The following is a 17,243-nucleotide window of genomic DNA, read 5'->3' as shown; positions in this document are numbered from 1 at the left end:
AAATGTGCTAATCAGGTCGACAAAGATTATTTTCTGGTCTATCAAACGCGGCCATGTTTTACTGAGCCACCTTGCGTTATAGCCAGTAAATCCGTTCAGAATTTTCCTTCATCTTGTCCGGTCCGCTTATTCAGCGAACTCTGCCGGGTTTTGGCAGTCACATAAAAGATTTGGTCAAGCGCTTCACACCGGAGAAACCCCTTTTTTCATGAATTATATTAAAACCCTGACCCAGCAGAAGTTATCGCTATTGCTGGCGCTCTACCTCGGTATTTTGCTGAACTTACCGATTTTCTATCGTCGTTTTGACGGTTTTCTCAGGCAATCCACGGTAACGAACTGGCTCACTGCCGTTACCGAGGTGGTTGCTATTGTGCTGCTGACGTTCTTCCTGATGCGTCTGCTGTCGCTAGGCGGAAAGTGGTTTTATCGCGTGCTGGCCACGCTGATTGTTCTGATATCTGTTGCCGCCGCCTATTACATGGCGTTTTTTAACGTCGTGATTGGCTACGGTATTGTGGCGTCGGTGATGACGACCGATACCGATCTTTCTAAAGAAGTGGTTGGCTACCATTTCATCCTGTGGATGGTGCTGGTCAGCGCGCTGCCGCTGCTGATGATCTGGCGCAACAGGCTGAGCATGACGCTGAACGAGCAGCTGCGTACGCCAGGACAGCGCCTGAAACCGACCCTGATTATGCTGCTCTGTGTAGCTCTGGTCTGGCTGCCGATCCGTTATTTCGACAAGCTGCAGAAGCATAATGAAGAGATTACTAACATCGATCTGCCGAGCTACGGCGGTGTGGTCGCCCACTCGTATCTGCCTTCTAACTGGCTGGCGGCTGTAGGTCTGTTTGCCTGGACTCGCGTGGATGAGTCGCTGCAAAGCGAGGAACTGCTGGATCCGGCGAAGAAGTTTACCTACGTTGCGCCTGCCGGCCTGGATGACACCTATGTGGTGTTTGTGATTGGCGAAACCACCCGCTGGGATCACATGGGGATGCTGGGTTATGAGCGCGACACGACGCCTAAGCTGTCGAAAGAGAAGAATCTGGTCGCGTTCCGCGGCGAGTCCTGTGATACCGCGACTAAGCTGTCGCTGCGCTGCATGTTCGTGCGCGAAGGCGGCACCATGGATAACCCTGGCCGCACGCTGAAAGAGCAGAATGTGTTTGCGGTGATGAAAGAGCTGGGCTTCACCTCTGAGCTGTTTGCGATGCAGAGCGAAGTCTGGTTCTACGACAACATCAATGCCAACAACTTTGCCTTCCGTGAGCAGATTGGTTCAGAAAAGCGTAATCAGGGTAAATCGGTAGACGACATGCTGCTGGTGCCGGAGATGAAAGCGTCACTGGATCGTTTCCCGAAAGGTAAGCATCTGGTGGTGTTGCACACTAAAGGTTCACACTATCTTTATTCACAGCGTTATCCGCGCAGCTTCGCGAAGTATCAGCCAGAGTGTATGGGCGTCGACGAGACCTGCAGTAAAGCGCAGCTGATCAACGCTTATGACAACTCAGTGCTCTATGTCGATAGCATGCTGGATAGCGTGCTGGATCAACTGCGTGATAAGAAGGCGATCGTTTTCTATGCTGCCGACCACGGTGAGTCGATCAGCGAGAATATGCATCTGCATGGCACGCCGCGTGAGATGGCCCCGCCGGAGCAGTTCCGCGTACCGATGATGGTCTGGGCGTCAGATAAGTATCTGGAAGACAGTCAGAACCGCAGTAACTTCGAACGCCTGCAGGCGCAGCAACGTGTGGGCCGGACCCATCGTCACGTTGAGTTGTTCGATACCATTCTGGGCTGTCTGGGTTATACCTCGCCAGATGGCGGCATTAACCCGGCTAACAACTGGTGTCAGGCACCGACTAAAAGTCAGGCTAAAGCGCTGTAATAGTGGCCTGAAAGGGACATGCCGGCGATTGATTTCCGGCAACCGCGTGCTTTCCAGGCGATTGACGTCAAAAGCATAAAAAGCGGTTGACGCTGATCGGGGGTAGCAGTAACATGCGCCCCCATCGGCGAGTAGCGCAGCTTGGTAGCGCAACTGGTTTGGGACCAGTGGGTCGGAGGTTCGAATCCTCTCTCGCCGACCATATTTAAGAAACCTGTCTGAAAAGACAGGTTTTTTTTCGTCTGAAGAAAAGAGGATGAGAACCTCCGAAGGAGGTTTGAGCCGAGCGTAGCGAGACAACGTTGCTTCAGCAACGGCCCGAAGGGCGCTGCTCGCAGAGCAGAGTCATCCTCTCTCGCCGACCATATTTAAGAAACCTGTCTGAAAAGACAGGTTTTTTTTCATCTGAAGAAAAGAGGATGAGAACCGACAGAGGAGGTTTGAGCCGAGCGTAGCGAGACAACGTTGCTTCAGCAACGGCCCGAAGGGCGCTGCTCGCAGAGCAGAGTCATCCTCTCTCGCCGACCATATTTAAGAAACCTGTCTGAAAAGACAGGTTTTTTTTCGTCTGAAGAAAAGAGGATGAGAACCGACAGAGGAGGTTTGAGCCGAGCGTAGCGAGACAACGTTGCTTCAGCAACGGCCCGAAGGGCGCTGCTCGCAGAGCAGAGTCATCCTCTCTCGCCGACCATATTTAAGAAACCTGTCTGAAAAGACAGGTTTTTTTTCGTCTGTAGAAAACCACCGACAGGGACGGTTTTTCCTGAACAGTCTCGATCTGGCCGCTAAGCATTCACATTCTTACCGCTTAGCAGGCTTCAGGGAGCATACGCCTTTCGCAAAGACGCAAAAACGCCATCCCTGACAGGCTCAACGCGGGCGATTACGCACCTCATCCCTGAGGTGCGCCCGTAGCCCGGCGTTTTTGTCCATGGCCCGCGATGCTTTGCTACAGGCGTATGCTCCCTCCGCTTCACGTCTGGCAGACGCATCGGATACTCACATGAGCATTTCGGACGGCTGGGAGACCCAAAGTCAGGTGCATCTGACCGCAGCGCATAAACTCAAGGCGGAGGGAACACGGGCAGAGGAGGAAAGCGTCCCACGCCATGGACGGCGTGGGCCGAGCGTCCAGGGAGGGTTTAAGCGCCTTTCCGATCTGCCCGTGTTCCCGAAGCAGTCTCGATCTGACCGCTAAGCATTCACATTCTTACCGCTGAGTGGGCTTCAGGGAGCATACGCCTTCCGCAAAGACGCAAAACCGCCATCCCTGGCGGGCTCAGCGCGGGCGATTACGCACCTCATCCCTGAGGTGCGCCCGTAGCCGGGCCAACGCTTTGCGTTGTTCAAAAACGCTCCCGGCGTTTTTGTCCATGGCCCGCGATGCTTTGCTACAGGCGTATGCTACCTTCGCTTCACGTCTGTCAGACGCATCAGGTACTTACAGAAGCATCTCAGACAACTGACAGATCCAAATCAGAGTGCATCTGACCGCAGCGCATAAACTCAAGGCGGAGGGAACACGGGCAGAGGAGGAAAGCGTCCCACGCCATGGACGGCGTGGGCCGAGCGTCCAGGGAGGGTTTAAGCGCCTTTCCGATCTGCCCGTGTTCCCAAAGCAATCTCGATCTTAACGCTACTCCCGCTTGCCATCTTCGCTATCTTCCAGAAAGTTCCAGTAACCCCCATCCGCGGCGTGTTCCACTTACCAGCCCTGTTATTGTCACTTACCCGCTGGCAGGCCTTGCCATATAAGAGATGCGATCATAATTCGCGACACATTCTTCTTATGACCGAAAGCGGCAACATGCTGATTTCTTATGCTTCTTTGCCAGCATATTCCGCTGGTTGAACGTCATAACGCACAATGAATCGTTCAGTTATTCAACATTTGCCGGTAAAAGTTTTAAGTTTTTTAGCGGTGAGAATCACTAGCGATAGAGCAGCAAGCCAGCACAATGCACGGAATTCAGGTCAGCTACGCTGTGCATTGTATGGCTTTTAGACAGAAACGGTTTTTATTACCGTTGCATGCTATTCCTCACACTCTGTGTAAATAAGTAACCGTTGTATTGACGTTCTTTGCAACTGTTGACAAATTGATGCGTCAATAAACGCGCAGTTACGGAATTTTCTGAATGCACAATCTGCGTCAGAAAAAACAAAAAAAACGCAGCGCGCGTTAACCACCTGTTCGGTGGTACGCCTGAACCGCATAAAAAAATCAGAGGTCGGGCAATACACACAACATCACATCACAATGGAGCAAAAGCATGATCAACTCCCTGGCTAAATCCGGGATGCTGAAGGTCGGTCTGAGCCTGATTGCTATGACTGTCGCCGCCGGTGTTCAGGCAAAAACCCTCGTTTACTGTTCTGAAGGTTCTCCGGAAGGCTTTAACCCGCAGTTGTTCACCTCGGGCACCACCTACGATGCCAGCTCACGTCAGATCTACAACCGACTGGTTGAGTTCACTATCGGCACCACCGAACTGCACGCTGCGCTGGCAGAGAAGTGGGATGTCAGTGAAGACGGTAAAACCTACACCTTCCACCTGCGTAAAGGTGTGAAGTGGCAGACCACCAAAGATTTCAAACCGACACGCGACTTCAATGCGGATGATGTCGTGTTCACCTTTGAGCGCCAGCTGGATAAAAACAACGCCTATCACGGCGTCTCTGGCGGCAGCTACGAATATTTCGAAGGCATGGACATGCCGAAGCTGATCAGCAAAATCGAAAAAGTGGACGAGAATACCGTGCGCTTTGTGCTGACGCGTCCTGAAGCGCCGTTCCTCGCCGACCTCGGCATGGACTTCGCCTCGATTCTGTCGAAAGAGTACGCAGATAACATGCTCAAAGCGGGTACCCCGCAAAACGTTGACCTGAACCCGGTCGGGACCGGTCCGTTCCAGCTGCTGCAGTACCAGAAAGATTCGCGCATCCTTTACAAAGCTAACCCGGATTACTGGGGCACCAAGCCGAAAATCGATCGCTTAGTCTTCTCCATTACCCCGGATGCGTCGGTGCGCTACGCCAAGCTGCAGAAGGGCGAATGTCAGGTGATGCCTTATCCAAACCCGGCTGACATTGCGCGTATGAAGCAGGACAAAAACATCAACCTGTATGAGCAGGCTGGCCTGAACGTCGGCTATCTGTCGTACAACGTTGAGAAAAAACCGCTGGATAACCTGAAAGTGCGTCAGGCACTGACCATGGCGGTCAACAAAAAAGCGATTATCGACGCCGTTTATCAGGGTGCAGGTCAGCCTGCTAAAAACCTGATCCCCCCAACGATGTGGGGCTATAACGACGACGTAAAAGACTACGCCTACGATCCTGAGAAAGCCAAAGCGCTGCTGAAAGAAGCGGGCATGGCAGACGGTTTCTCCATCGACCTGTGGGCGATGCCGGTTCAGCGTCCGTACAACCCGAACGCGCGCCGCATGGCTGAGATGATTCAGAGCGACTGGGCGAAGATTGGCGTCAAAGCCAAAATCGTCACCTATGAGTGGGGCGAATATCTGAAGCGCGCCAAAGCGGGCGAGCACCAGACCGTCATGATGGGCTGGACCGGTGATAATGGGGATCCGGATAACTTCCTGGCCACCCTGTTCAGCTGCTCAGCGGCCAAAGATGGCTCAAACTACTCGCGCTGGTGTGATAAATCCTTTGAGGATCAGATTCAGCCCGCGCGCGCCACCGCCGATCAGGCGAAGCGCATCGAGTACTACAAGCAGGCACAGGTTGTGATGCATGACCAGGCACCGGCGCTGATGATCGCGCACTCAACGGTATACGAACCGGTCAGCAAGAAAGTCTCCGGGTACAAAGTGGATCCGCTGGGCGGACACTACTTTGCTCAGGTAGACATTAAAGAATAATTGTCGCCTTTTCCGGGGCGGCTGCGCGTCGCCCCGGCTTTATCTCCCTGTTTTACTGGAAACGGTAGAGGCGCAGCCTGTCTGCGTCGCGGTCGGGCCTACCCGATCGTCAGATGTAAGCAATAACAACCCTCGCGGCGACGGTCGCGCGGACAAGAGAGAACCCGGATTATGCTGCAGTTCATACTCCGACGTCTGGGCCTTGTCATCCCAACGTTTATCGGTATTACATTACTCACCTTCGCGTTTGTTCACATGATCCCCGGTGATCCGGTGCTGATCATGGCCGGTGAGCGCGGTATTTCTCCTGAACGTCATGCTCAGTTAATGGCGCTGTTAGGTCTGGATCAGCCGCTGTGGAAACAGTACCTGAACTACATTAATGGCGTATTACATGGCGACCTGGGCATTTCACTGAAGAGCCGCATCCCGGTCTGGGATGAGTTTGTTCCCCGCTTCAAAGCGACGCTGGAACTCGGCATCTGCGCCATGATATTTGCCGTTGCCATTGGTATCCCGGTTGGTGTGCTGGCGGCGGTAAAGCGTGGTTCGATTTTCGATCACACCGCCGTGGGCATCTCACTGACCGGCTACTCCATGCCGATCTTCTGGTGGGGCATCATGCTGATCATGCTGGTCTCGGTGCAGCTCAATCTGACACCGGTTTCCGGGCGGGTCGGCGACACCGTCTTCCTGGATGACAGCATGCCGCTGACCGGCTTTATGCTGATCGATACCTTCTTCTGGGGTGAGCCAGGCGACTTCCATGATGCGGTGATGCACATGATCCTGCCTGCCATCGTGCTCGGCACTATTCCGCTGGCGGTGATTGTGCGTATGACGCGATCGGCAATGCTCGAAGTGCTGGGTGAAGATTACATCCGTACAGCGCGTGCCAAAGGCCTGACGCGGATGCGCGTGATCGTGGTGCATGCGCTGCGAAACGCCATGCTGCCGGTGGTTACGGTCATCGGCCTGCAGGTCGGCACGTTGCTGGCCGGGGCGATTCTGACCGAAACCATCTTCTCGTGGCCGGGTCTGGGTCGCTGGCTGATTGAAGCGTTGCAGCGCCGTGACTATCCGGTGGTGCAGGGCGGTGTGCTGCTGACCGCAGTGCTGATTATTGTGGTCAACCTGCTGGTTGATCTGCTGTATGGCGTGGTTAACCCGCGCATACGTCACAAGAAATAAGGGGGCATCATGTCTGTTGTTGATCCCGGCAGCGTTACCGTTGCACCCAAGCCGATGACCCCGTTTCAGGAATTCTGGCACTACTTCAAACGTAACAAAGGCGCGGTCGTCGGTCTGGTTTACATCATCATTGTGCTGCTGTGCGCCATCTTTGCCGATGTGCTGGCCCCGCATGCCCCTGCTGAGCAGTTCCGCGATGCGCTGCTGCATCCGCCGGTCTGGCAGGAAGGCGGTAACTGGAGCTACATTCTGGGCACCGACGATGTGGGCCGCGATGTGCTATCGCGTCTGATGTACGGTGCGCGCCTGTCGCTGCTGGTGGGTTGTCTTGTAGTCGTACTGTCGCTGATTTTCGGCGTGATATTTGGCCTGCTGGCCGGTTATCTCGGTGGCGTGGTCGATGCCATCATCATGCGCGTAGTCGATATCATGCTGGCATTGCCAAGTCTGCTGCTGGCGCTGGTGCTGGTCGCCATCTTCGGTCCCTCAATCGTTAATGCCTCTATCGCGCTGACGTTTGTGGCGCTGCCGCACTATATCCGTCTGACCCGCGCCGCAGTGCTGGTGGAAGTGAACCGCGACTATGTGACCGCTTCCGGCGTGGCCGGTGCCGGTATGCTGCGCCAGATGTTTGTGAATATTCTGCCTAATTGCCTGGCACCGCTCATCGTGCAGGCGTCATTAGGTTTCTCCAACGCCATTCTTGATATGGCGGCGTTGGGCTTTCTCGGTATGGGTGCGCAACCGCCAACGCCGGAGTGGGGCACCATGCTCTCCGACGTTCTGCAGTATGCGCAAAGTGCCTGGTGGGTCGTGACCTTCCCTGGATTGGTCATTCTGCTTACCGTGCTGGCATTTAACCTGATGGGCGATGGTTTGCGTGATGCCCTCGACCCGAAACTCAAGCAGTAAAGAGGCACCGAGATGGCGTTATTAAATGTAGACAAACTGTCGGTGCATTTCGGCGACGATAAAGCACCGTTCCGCGCGGTTGACCGCATCAGTTATCAGGTTGAGCAGGGCCAGGTTGTGGGTATCGTGGGCGAGTCCGGCTCCGGTAAATCGGTAAGTTCACTGGCGATCATGGGACTGATCGACTTCCCAGGCAAAGTGATGGCGGAGAAGCTGGAGTTCAACCAGCGCGATCTGAAACGCATCTCCGAACGCGAGCGCCGCCAGTTGGTGGGCGCAGAAGTGGCGATGATTTTTCAGGACCCGATGACCAGCCTGAATCCCTGCTACACCGTGGGCTTCCAGATTATGGAAGCGATCAAGGTGCATCAGGGCGGCAATAAGCGCACCCGGCGTCAGCGGGCGATTGACCTGCTGAATCAGGTCGGGATTCCCGATCCTGCGTCACGGCTCGATGTCTATCCGCACCAGCTGTCGGGCGGCATGAGCCAGCGTGTGATGATTGCGATGGCGATCGCCTGTCGGCCTAAGCTGCTGATCGCCGATGAGCCGACAACGGCGCTCGACGTGACCATTCAGGCGCAGATCATTGAACTGCTGCTGGATCTTCAGCGGCAGGAGAACATGGCGCTGATCCTGATTACGCACGATCTGGCGTTAGTGGCAGAAGCGGCGCACCACATTATCGTGATGTATGCCGGTCAGGTCGTGGAGAGCGGTAAAGCGACCGATATCTTCAAAGCGCCGCGCCATCCTTATACGCAGGCGTTGCTGCGCGCGCTGCCGGAGTTTGCGGCCGACAAAGCGCGTCTGGCTTCACTGCCTGGCGTGGTGCCGGGCAAGTATGACCGCCCGGCTGGCTGTCTGCTTAACCCACGCTGCCCTTATGCGACTGACCTTTGTCGTCAGGAAGAACCTGAACTGCGCACCATTCCAGGACGCCAGTCCAAGTGTCACTATCCGCTGGACGATGCCGGGAGACCCACTTATGAGTCATGAAACCACCAAAGATCAGTTCCTGCTGCAGGCGATTGATCTGAAGAAGCACTACCCGGTGAAGAAGGGTCTGTTTGGTCAGGAGCGTCTGGTCAAAGCGCTGGATGGCGTCTCTTTTAATCTGGAGCGCGGCAAAACGCTGGCGGTCGTCGGCGAGTCAGGCTGTGGCAAATCCACCCTGGGACGCCTGCTGACCATGATCGAAACCCCGACTGAAGGCCAGCTTTACTGGCACGGCCAGGATCTGCTGAAACACGATCCCCAGGCGCAGAAGCTGCGTCGCCAGAAAATCCAGATCGTCTTCCAGAACCCCTATGGCTCGCTCAATCCGCGTAAGAAAGTGAGCCAGATTCTGGAAGAGCCGCTAGTGATCAATACCCAGCTCACGAAAGCGGAACGCCGCGAGAAGACGCTGGAGATGATGGCGAAAGTCGGCCTGAAAACCGAGCACTACGACCGCTATCCGCATATGTTCTCAGGCGGGCAGCGTCAGCGTATCGCGATTGCGCGTGGGCTGATGCTCGATCCGGATGTACTGATTGCCGATGAGCCGGTTTCGGCGCTCGACGTGTCGGTGCGCGCCCAGGTGCTGAACCTGATGATGGATCTGCAACAGGATATGGGCCTCTCTTACGTCTTTATCTCGCACGATCTGTCGGTGGTGGAACACATTGCCGATGAGGTGATGGTGATGTATCTCGGCCGTTGCGTAGAGAAAGGCAGCAAAGAGGCGATTTTCGCCAACCCGCGCCATCCTTATACCCAGGCTTTGCTGTCAGCGACGCCGCGGCTTAATCCTGACGACCGTCGTGAGCGCATTAAGCTGACCGGCGAGCTGCCCAGCCCGCTCAATCCGCCGCCAGGCTGCGCCTTCAATGCGCGCTGCCACCGACGTTTTGGCACCTGCGTGCAACTGCAACCGAAGCTGAAAAACTACGGTGGCCAGGAGATTGCCTGCTTCGCGGTCGATCAGGACGAGAATCAGCCGGTGGGTGTGGCAGAAAAGGTCAGCTGACGATTGGCAGCTCAGGCCGTTAATGCAGTGATGGCCCAGGGAGCATATGCTCTTCGCAAAAACGCCATCCATGGCCCGCGATGCTTAGCTACAGGCGTATGCTCCCATCTCCTGAAGAGAGTTAGCCGTCTGTGGTTCTGATTTGGTAATGCAATACACCCTGAGCCAGTACAATTTCTTAAGCTGAAGGCTCCTTATTGGAGCCTTTTTTTATCTCAATTCTGCTGCAAACCGCACCGCTGGCGGACCGCCATCACGTTTCGGTTATTTCCCCTCTTTTTCCGTTATCAGATTTAATCTGTTTTTCTTCTGACGAAATTCGCAGCGAAAAAAGATAAACAGGCTCAATCCCTTATGACAGCGATCGGTTTTTTTTGCGCCTGCGGCCGCCCGATCGTGGCTTAACATTGCGTTTATCATGTCACGTCTGGTTGTGCCAGGGGTTGTCAGAGCGGCTAAGTCTTAAAAATTATTGAAACATCGCAGATTAATTTAACTTAAACATCACTTATTAATTATAGGGGTTACTTATCTTATATTGGCTTTATTTTGCTGTAAGTGAATCTTTATGATTAAACTATTTTATTGAATATGCTTTATTTGTAATCAGGTTTTTCTGACTGACATTAAAGGGATGTGTTATATTCCAGGAAAAATCCTCCCTTGTTGCAGGCCACGGCCAATGAAGAATAATTACGATGATTTGCAGCGTTTTAAAGAGAAAACGCAAACGCTCGACATCGACTTTAAAGATATGTCTGGCCAGGCGCAGGAAGCGGCGGAACACAGTAAATGGGCTTTAATTCGTCAACTGGCGAAAGAGGAGCATCAGACCTCATTGGGTGGCGGTCAGCGTATCGACCTGCCGCAGCCACAGCCGCTGCGTGGAGATGAATTTACCGCACCACCACCTGAGGCACCGGCAAGGCCTGCCACACTCAGTGCGCAACCGACGACATCCGCCCGCAGCGCAATTCTCGATAGTCTGTCAGGCAGCAACCTGCCCACGGCCCGCACCGCTGAACGTGACCCTTCAGCACTGTTTCCGCCACCGCCGCCACCGCAAAAACGGGTTGCGGCTGATCCTGTTGCTGTATCACATGCTGAGCCAGTCCGGCCCGCCATGGTGGCGGATTTAAAGCCCACCATCACGCCTGCTACACCCCATTCTGAACCGGAACGGTTTGGTGCGTTGTTCCGCTCGCGCAACAGCGAACCGTCGAATCTGCCAAAAGAAACCTTACTCAAACCGTTACTGGAGAAGATTGCGCTATGCCGTTAGTTTGTGTGTGCTCGCCGAAGGGAGGGGTGGGGAAAACCACGCTGGCGGCGAATCTGGCCTGGAGTCTGGCGCGTTCCGGTAGCAAAGTTCTGGCCATTGATTTCGATGTGCAGAATGCACTGCGTCTTCATTTTGGCGTGCCGCTGCATGATGGCCGCGGATTTGTGGCGCGCTCAGAAGAGCAGGCGGACTGGAGCCAGTCGATTCTTACCACCGGCGGCAATATCTTTGTCCTGCCCTATGGCAATGTCACCGAGCCACAGCGCGAACGGTTCGAAGAGAACCTGATGAAAGATCCCCACTTTATTAAGCGTGGTCTGGATACAGTACTTAATTATCCCGGTCTGGTGATTGTCGCTGATTTTCCGCCTGGTCCGGGTCCGGCCCTTAAAGCAATGACGGCGCTGGCCGATATGCATTTAGTGGTGATGTTAGCGGATACCGCCTCTGTGTCGTTATTACCGCAGATTGAAGAGAACCGGATGACCGGGAAACCGCTCAATAATAAGCAGGGGCACTATTTTATCCTGAACCAGTGCGATAACCGCCGGAATATTAATCGCGATGTCACTGCATTTATGCAGCAGCGTCTGGGCGATAATTTACTGGGCGTGGTTCACCGTGATGAAAGTGTGGGTGAAGCCAATGCTTCGCAGCAGTCCGTATATGATTTCAGCCCTGCCTCAGCAGCGGCATTTGATATTGAACTGATCGCCAAACGGGTCGGCAGCATTCTGAATATCACCGTGGGAAATGGCGAAGTTCAGGCTCCCATCCGCACAAATCATTTTTAGTCGGCTATTGCAGGCGACTGACTTAAACAGCTCTTCTCAGGGTGAATCATGAGTAAAATCGGGTTTTACCTGCTGCTGCTGGTGCTTGCACCCGTTGCCGCGGTGATCATCATTACGCCGATGGACAGCCAGAAACAGTATATTTTTGGTCTGATCAGCATCGGCATGATGTTTTTATTGGGTTTCAGCAAGAGCCGCAAAATAACCGTGGTGATGGTGATTCTCTCTGCCCTGATGTCCAGCCGCTATATCTGGTGGCGCACCACTGAGACGCTGCACTTTAATTCCGAAATCGAGGCGATATTAGGGATTGGCTTATATCTTGCGGAGCTTTACGTCTGGCTGATCTTAATTCTTGGCTTCCTGCAAACCACCTGGCCATTAAAGCGCACCATTGAGCCGTTGCCGGACGATACCCGTCTGTGGCCGACGGTCGATATTTATGTGCCGTCTTATAATGAAAGTCTGGATGTGGTGCGCGATACCGTGCTGGCGGCGCAGTGTATCGACTACCCGCGTGACAAACTCAAAATCTATCTGCTGGATGATGGCAAGCGCAGCGAATTTGCCCGATTTGCGGCGGATGTCGGGGTAGGGTATATCACCCGCGACGACAACAAACATGCCAAAGCCGGTAACCTCAACCATGCAATGAAAATCACCAAAGGTGAGCTGATTTGCATCTTCGACTGCGACCACGTGGCGACCCGCACCTTCCTGCAGGCGACGGTGGGGCCGTTTCTGAAAGATCCGAAGCTGGCGCTGTTGCAGACGCCGCACTACTTCTATTCGCCCGATCCCTTTGAGCGTAACCTGCGCGCTGCGCGCAGCATTCCCAACGAAGGCGCGCTGTTTTATGGCCCGGTGCAGCAGGGGAACGACAACTGGAATGCTACCTTCTTCTGCGGCTCCTGTGCGGTGATCCGTCGTTCGGCGCTGGAAGAGATTGGCGGCTTTGCCGTTGAAACTGTCACCGAAGATGCACACACCGCCCTGAAAATGCAGCGCCTGGGCTGGGGCTCAGCCTTCCTGTCGATCCCGCTGGCGGCCGGTCTGGCGACCGAACGTCTGGGTCTGCATATCATCCAGCGTACCCGCTGGGCGCGCGGCATGACGCAGATTTTCCGCGTCGATAATCCGCTGTTTGGCCGTGGCCTGAACTGGCAGCAGCGTCTTTGCTACCTCAACGCCATGCTGCATTTCCAGTTTGGCCTGCCACGCGTTGCCTTCCTGACCGCGCCACTGGCTTACCTGCTGTTTAACCTCAATATTATTCACTCATCGGCGTCGCTGATTTTTGCCTACGTGCTGCCGCATCTGGTGATGTCGCTCTACGTTAACTCACGCATGAATGGCCGTTTCCGTTACACCTTCTGGGGTGAGATTTATGAGACGGTGATGTGCTTCCATCTGGTCATTCCGACCATCCTGACGCTGCTGTCGCCGAAACATGGCAAGTTTAACGTGACCGACAAAGGCGGTGTGCTGGATCAGGGCTTCTTCGATTTCCACATCGTGCGTCCGCACGTGATTGTGGCGCTGCTGCTGGGCATCGGCATTGTCGCTGGCGTAGTGCGTGCCGTGATGCATGACTATTTTGGCGTCGACCCTTACGTTATTGCGCTCAACGTCGGCTGGGCGATTTTCAGCCTGATTATTCTGATGGCGGCGATTGCCGTGGCGCGCGAAACCAAACAGGTGCGTAAAACCATCCGCGTTGACGTACAAATCCCGGCGATTATTCACTACGCCAGCGGCATTTCATCACGCACCCAGACCAGCAACCTTTCGATGGGCGGTGCACAGCTCGATGCGCCGGATGGCCGTCATGAAACGGATGAAATTGAAGAGATTGATCTGCTGCTGAAATCCGGCGCGATCACCATCCCGGTGAGTAAGATTTCCGGCGATGACGAGAGCATTCGCCTGCGCTTTGAAGCGATGCCGCTGGCGCGTCGTCGCGAACTGGTGCGTGTCGTGCTGGCGCGTGCGGACGCCTGGATCCAGCCAGAGTATAAGCAGGACAACCCGCTGATGTCGCTGGGCACCATTATTCGTACCGTATTTGAGCTGTTCTGGCTGACCTGGAAGGGGCGCCACGATAAACGTAAAAAAGTCGACCCGGTTGCCGCGGCGGCGAAAGAGGATGGCGCGGCATGAAGATCCTGACGCACACGTTGCTGGCCAGTTCACTGACCGCCGCGTTATGGCTGACGCCCGCTGGCGCCGAAACGCCGACGGCGATCGATAACAGCAGTGCCGCGCCGGTAAACAGTCCGGCTCCGACGCCGCCTGATGCTGCTGCAACCACCCAGCCAGCTGAGGCCACTGCAACCTCGAAATCTGCTGATGCCGCCACGAGTGTGCCGGTAACCAGTACGGCTCCGGCGTTGCCTGATGCGGCTGCAACCACGCAACCTGCCAGTGCAGCAGCGAGTGTGCCGGTAACCAGTACGGCTCCGACGCCGCCTGAGGCTGCTGCAACCACTCAGCCAGCTGAGGCCACTGCAACCTTGAAATCTGCTGATGCCGCCGTCAGTGTGCCGGTAAACAGTGCGACTCCGGCGTCGCCTGATGCTGCTGTAACCACACAGTCAGCTGAGGCCACTGTCAGTACACCCGCGGAAAATCAGGCCCCGGCCAGCGGTGCGGCGTATGTGACGCCACCTGCAACGCCTGTTAATCACGCTGCCACACCGGATGCCGGTTCAGCGCAGATGACGGCCCCGGTGAGTGTGGGCGGGTCAGCAGCGCCGTTAGTGCCATTCGCGGCCCAGCCCGCGGAATCTGTACCGGCCTCTGCGCCACAGAGTGCAGTACCTGATGCCACGCCGACATCAACAAACTCTTCTTACGCACCAGCGGGTGAGGCAACATCAGCGCCTCAGGCGTCAGCGAACGGCGGGTCTTCTTCCGTCGCGCCGGTGACGAGCAGTGGCGCCGTGACCCAGGATAGCAGCGCGCTCTCCGCGGTGCCGCTGCCACAGGGGCTGAGCAATGCCGATCCGGCGCTGGAAGCGGCCGCCAGTGCGCTGCCCTACGCGCCGGGCCAGGCGACTGCGCCGGTTGCAGAACCGCAGCCACCTATCGCGTCGGCCATCAATCAGCCGATCAGCAGCGTGATTTCAGTGGCCCAGATGGGCCAGTCACGCGGTATTACGCTGACCGGCGGTCAGTTACAGTCGGGCATCACTTTTACTCTCCCCAGCGATGAAGTGATTACCAATGCGCGACTCAGTCTGACGCTGCGCGTCTCCGCCGCGCTGGCGGCACGCAATACCTCACTGCAGCTGATGCTGAATGGTCAGCCGCTCGGCACGCTGCCGCTGGGAGCCACGGACAGCGACGTCAGTGATTATGAGCTGGATATTCCGGCGGCGATGGTGGTGTCGAACAACAACCTCAGTTTTAAAATCAACGATGCGGACAAGCTGCTGTGTGAGAAAGAGAGCGCACAGCAGTATCAGGTCACCATTCTGCCGAATACCACGCTGCACCTTGAAGGTCAGCAGCTCAATATTGGCACCCGTCTGCGCAACTTCCCGCGTCCGTTCCTGGATCCGCAGCGGATGACGGCGTCCACCATCACGATGGGCTTTGCCAGTAACGTCTCACCTGATGCGGTCAGCGCGGCTGCGCTGGTGGCTTCCTGGCTCGGCATTCAGAGTGATTATCGCGGCATCCGGTTCCCGGTGGTACGCGGCGAACTGCCGGAAAACAACGGCATCCTGTTTGGTCATCCTGGCGATCGAATCGGCACCCTGACGTTCCCGGCCAGTAATGGCCCGATGCTGCAGGTGGTGGATAACCCCAGTAATCCGGTTTACAAATTGCTGCTGGTCAGTGGTAACAATGACGATCAGCTGCGTCAGGCGGCGAACCGTCTGACGACGCAGCCTTTTACCACCGATGAGAGCCAGCTGCAGGTTCCTGTACAGACCATTGGCAACCGTAAACCTTACGATGCGCCGCGCTGGATTAACACTGACCGCCCGGTTCGCCTGAGCGAACTGCTGCGTAAAGATCAGAGCCTGACCAGCAGCGGCATCTGGCATGATGCGCTGCGGGTTAATTTCCGCGCCGCGCCTGATCTGTTCCTGTGGGATGGCGACACGGTGCCGGTCAATGTGCACTATCGCTTCCCGTCTGAAAGCTGGATTGATGAGGACAACTCGTTCCTTAACGTCATGCTCAACGGCACGTTCCTGCGCAACCTGACGGTGAACAAAGTTGGCCTGCTGGAGAACGCCTGGCATAGATTGGGCGGTGATGCGCGTCAGGAGCAGTATCAGCTGAATCTCGAGCCCTATCTGATCTATGGCGATAACCAGCTGGCGCTCTACTTCAATATTAAACCCCGCGCCGATGCGCCCTGCGGCGTGCTCCTGAATAACAACATCAAGAGCCGGATTGAAGAGGACTCGTGGATCGATCTGAGCCATACCCGCCACTTCAGCATGTTGCCGAACCTCTCTTACTTTGTGGGTGCCTCGTTCCCGTTCTCGCGGCTGGCTGACTTCGGCCAGACCACGCTGCTGCTGCCGGAAACGCCCAGCGATGCTGAACTGTCGACGCTGCTGGATCTGACGGCGCGAGCCGGAACCGCGACCGGCGTGGCGCTGACGCAGAATCAGGTGCTGTTTGGTCTGCCCACTGGCGGCACCCATCTGGCGCGCATACAGCAGAGCGATCTGCTGGCGGTCAGCACGACAGGTAACACGGCCTTTAATCAGGCGATGCTGGCGGCGTCACCTTATGATGCCACCAGCGGCACCTTTGGAGTTAAAGAGCCCGACACGCTGGAAAAATTACGCGGCTGGCTGACCGGCGACTGGAGTCGTCAGCAGCTGGATGCCGATCGTTACTTCTCATCCAACGAAGCGTGGCGGGGCTTTCTCAGCTACCGGTCGCCATGGAATCGCGATCGGCTGGTGGTGATGACGGTGGCAACCAGCGACGATCAGCTGTTGCGACTGCACAACGATTTAAGTTCGGCGCAGATTAACGCCGCAGTGCGGGGCGACACCGCGATTATCACCGATGAAAACGGCATTCGTAGTTTTCGCGTTGGTGCACAGTTCCCCAGCGGCGAGATGCCCTGGTACATGATGGTGGTATGGTATGCCAACCAGCACTCGGGGCTTCTGGCGGTGGCAGCGATGCTGCTCTCTGCGCTGGTGGGCAGTGCGGTCTGGGTGATGCTGAAGCGTCATGCCTGGCGGCGTCTGAACCCGAAGCAGGGCCATGATTCCGGCAGGAAGTAAGGACA

At 55.8% G+C, this 17,243-nt stretch carries 10 protein-coding genes, 1 tRNA gene and 3 other RNA genes; all 14 read left to right on the top strand.

Annotated elements, in window-relative coordinates; all coding sequences use genetic code 11:
• Window positions 1-208: 208 nt before the first annotated feature.
• The 14 genes from eptB to bcsB all read left to right on the top strand — a co-directional run bounded on the left by eptB (window position 209) and on the right by bcsB (window position 17,238).
• Window positions 209-1,900, top strand: a complete 1,692-nt coding sequence (gene eptB / locus K6R05_RS18220; protein ID WP_161734188.1) for a kdo(2)-lipid A phosphoethanolamine 7''-transferase — start codon at window positions 209-211, stop codon at window positions 1,898-1,900.
• Window positions 1,901-2,025: 125 nt separating this feature from the next.
• Window positions 2,026-2,102: transfer RNA gene (locus K6R05_RS18215), tRNA-Pro, on the top strand.
• A 33-nt stretch (window positions 2,103-2,135) separates the two neighbouring features.
• A non-coding RNA gene (locus K6R05_RS18210) (RtT sRNA) lies at window positions 2,136-2,265 on the top strand.
• A gap of 33 nt (window positions 2,266-2,298) precedes the next feature.
• A non-coding RNA gene (locus K6R05_RS18205) (RtT sRNA) lies at window positions 2,299-2,428 on the top strand.
• A gap of 33 nt (window positions 2,429-2,461) precedes the next feature.
• Window positions 2,462-2,591: non-coding RNA, RtT sRNA (locus K6R05_RS18200), on the top strand.
• 1,582 nt (window positions 2,592-4,173) lie between these two features.
• Window positions 4,174-5,784: a dipeptide ABC transporter periplasmic-binding protein DppA gene (gene dppA, locus K6R05_RS18195; RefSeq protein WP_033734771.1), complete on the top strand. Its 1,611-nt coding sequence runs from the start codon at window positions 4,174-4,176 to the stop codon at window positions 5,782-5,784.
• 171 nt (window positions 5,785-5,955) lie between these two features.
• Complete coding sequence (gene dppB / locus K6R05_RS18190) at window positions 5,956-6,975, top strand: dipeptide ABC transporter permease DppB (protein WP_013359638.1); 1,020 nt, start codon at window positions 5,956-5,958, stop codon at window positions 6,973-6,975.
• A 9-nt stretch (window positions 6,976-6,984) separates the two neighbouring features.
• Window positions 6,985-7,887, top strand: coding sequence for a dipeptide ABC transporter permease DppC (dppC, locus tag K6R05_RS18185; protein ID WP_013359639.1), 903 nt, complete (start codon window positions 6,985-6,987; stop codon window positions 7,885-7,887).
• 12 nt (window positions 7,888-7,899) lie between these two features.
• Window positions 7,900-8,886, top strand: coding sequence for a dipeptide ABC transporter ATP-binding protein (gene dppD / locus K6R05_RS18180; RefSeq protein WP_033784396.1), 987 nt, complete (start codon window positions 7,900-7,902; stop codon window positions 8,884-8,886).
• On the top strand, window positions 8,876-9,898 hold the full coding sequence (gene dppF / locus K6R05_RS18175; RefSeq protein WP_013359641.1) for a dipeptide ABC transporter ATP-binding subunit DppF: 1,023 nt from the start codon (window positions 8,876-8,878) through the stop codon (window positions 9,896-9,898). The genes dppD and dppF overlap by 11 nt, the downstream gene beginning before the upstream one ends.
• 682 nt (window positions 9,899-10,580) lie before the next feature.
• Complete coding sequence (bcsO, locus tag K6R05_RS18170; RefSeq protein ID WP_161734191.1) at window positions 10,581-11,180, top strand: cellulose biosynthesis protein BcsO; 600 nt, start codon at window positions 10,581-10,583, stop codon at window positions 11,178-11,180.
• Window positions 11,171-11,974 (top strand): cellulose biosynthesis protein BcsQ, encoded by an 804-nt coding sequence (gene bcsQ, locus K6R05_RS18165; RefSeq protein ID WP_222924773.1) that lies wholly within the window; start codon window positions 11,171-11,173, stop codon window positions 11,972-11,974. Before bcsO ends, bcsQ begins: the two co-directional genes overlap by 10 nt.
• Window positions 11,975-12,022: 48 nt before the next feature.
• A complete protein-coding gene (bcsA, locus tag K6R05_RS18160) occupies window positions 12,023-14,134 on the top strand; it encodes a UDP-forming cellulose synthase catalytic subunit (protein WP_161734195.1) in 2,112 nt (703 codons plus the stop codon).
• Window positions 14,131-17,238: a cellulose biosynthesis cyclic di-GMP-binding regulatory protein BcsB gene (bcsB, locus tag K6R05_RS18155; RefSeq protein WP_222924772.1), complete on the top strand. Its 3,108-nt coding sequence runs from the start codon at window positions 14,131-14,133 to the stop codon at window positions 17,236-17,238. The genes bcsA and bcsB overlap by 4 nt, the downstream gene beginning before the upstream one ends.
• The last annotated feature ends 5 nt before the right edge of the window (window positions 17,239-17,243 follow it).

The sequence above is a fragment of the Pantoea alfalfae genome, assembly GCF_019880205.1.
GTDB lineage: Bacteria > Pseudomonadota > Gammaproteobacteria > Enterobacterales > Enterobacteriaceae > Pantoea > Pantoea alfalfae.
Note: the sequence above shows the minus strand (reverse complement) of the source record. Positions and strands in the feature narration are given on the sequence as shown.

What these genes read in the sequence shown, in the direction of transcription:
- dppC (WP_013359639.1), top strand. Translation starts at nt 6,985, where the DNA reads ATGTCTGTTGTTGATCCCGGCAGCGTTACCGTTGCACCCAAGCCGATG.
- dppA (WP_033734771.1), top strand. Translation starts at nt 4,174, where the DNA reads ATGATCAACTCCCTGGCTAAATCCGGGATGCTGAAGGTCGGTCTGAGC.
- dppF (WP_013359641.1), top strand. Translation starts at nt 8,876, where the DNA reads ATGAGTCATGAAACCACCAAAGATCAGTTCCTGCTGCAGGCGATTGAT.
- bcsQ (WP_222924773.1), top strand. Translation starts at nt 11,171, where the DNA reads ATGCCGTTAGTTTGTGTGTGCTCGCCGAAGGGAGGGGTGGGGAAAACC.
- bcsA (WP_161734195.1), top strand. Translation starts at nt 12,023, where the DNA reads ATGAGTAAAATCGGGTTTTACCTGCTGCTGCTGGTGCTTGCACCCGTT.
- bcsB (WP_222924772.1), top strand. Translation starts at nt 14,131, where the DNA reads ATGAAGATCCTGACGCACACGTTGCTGGCCAGTTCACTGACCGCCGCG.
- bcsO (WP_161734191.1), top strand. Translation starts at nt 10,581, where the DNA reads ATGAAGAATAATTACGATGATTTGCAGCGTTTTAAAGAGAAAACGCAA.
- eptB (WP_161734188.1), top strand. Translation starts at nt 209, where the DNA reads ATGAATTATATTAAAACCCTGACCCAGCAGAAGTTATCGCTATTGCTG.
- dppD (WP_033784396.1), top strand. Translation starts at nt 7,900, where the DNA reads ATGGCGTTATTAAATGTAGACAAACTGTCGGTGCATTTCGGCGACGAT.
- dppB (WP_013359638.1), top strand. Translation starts at nt 5,956, where the DNA reads ATGCTGCAGTTCATACTCCGACGTCTGGGCCTTGTCATCCCAACGTTT.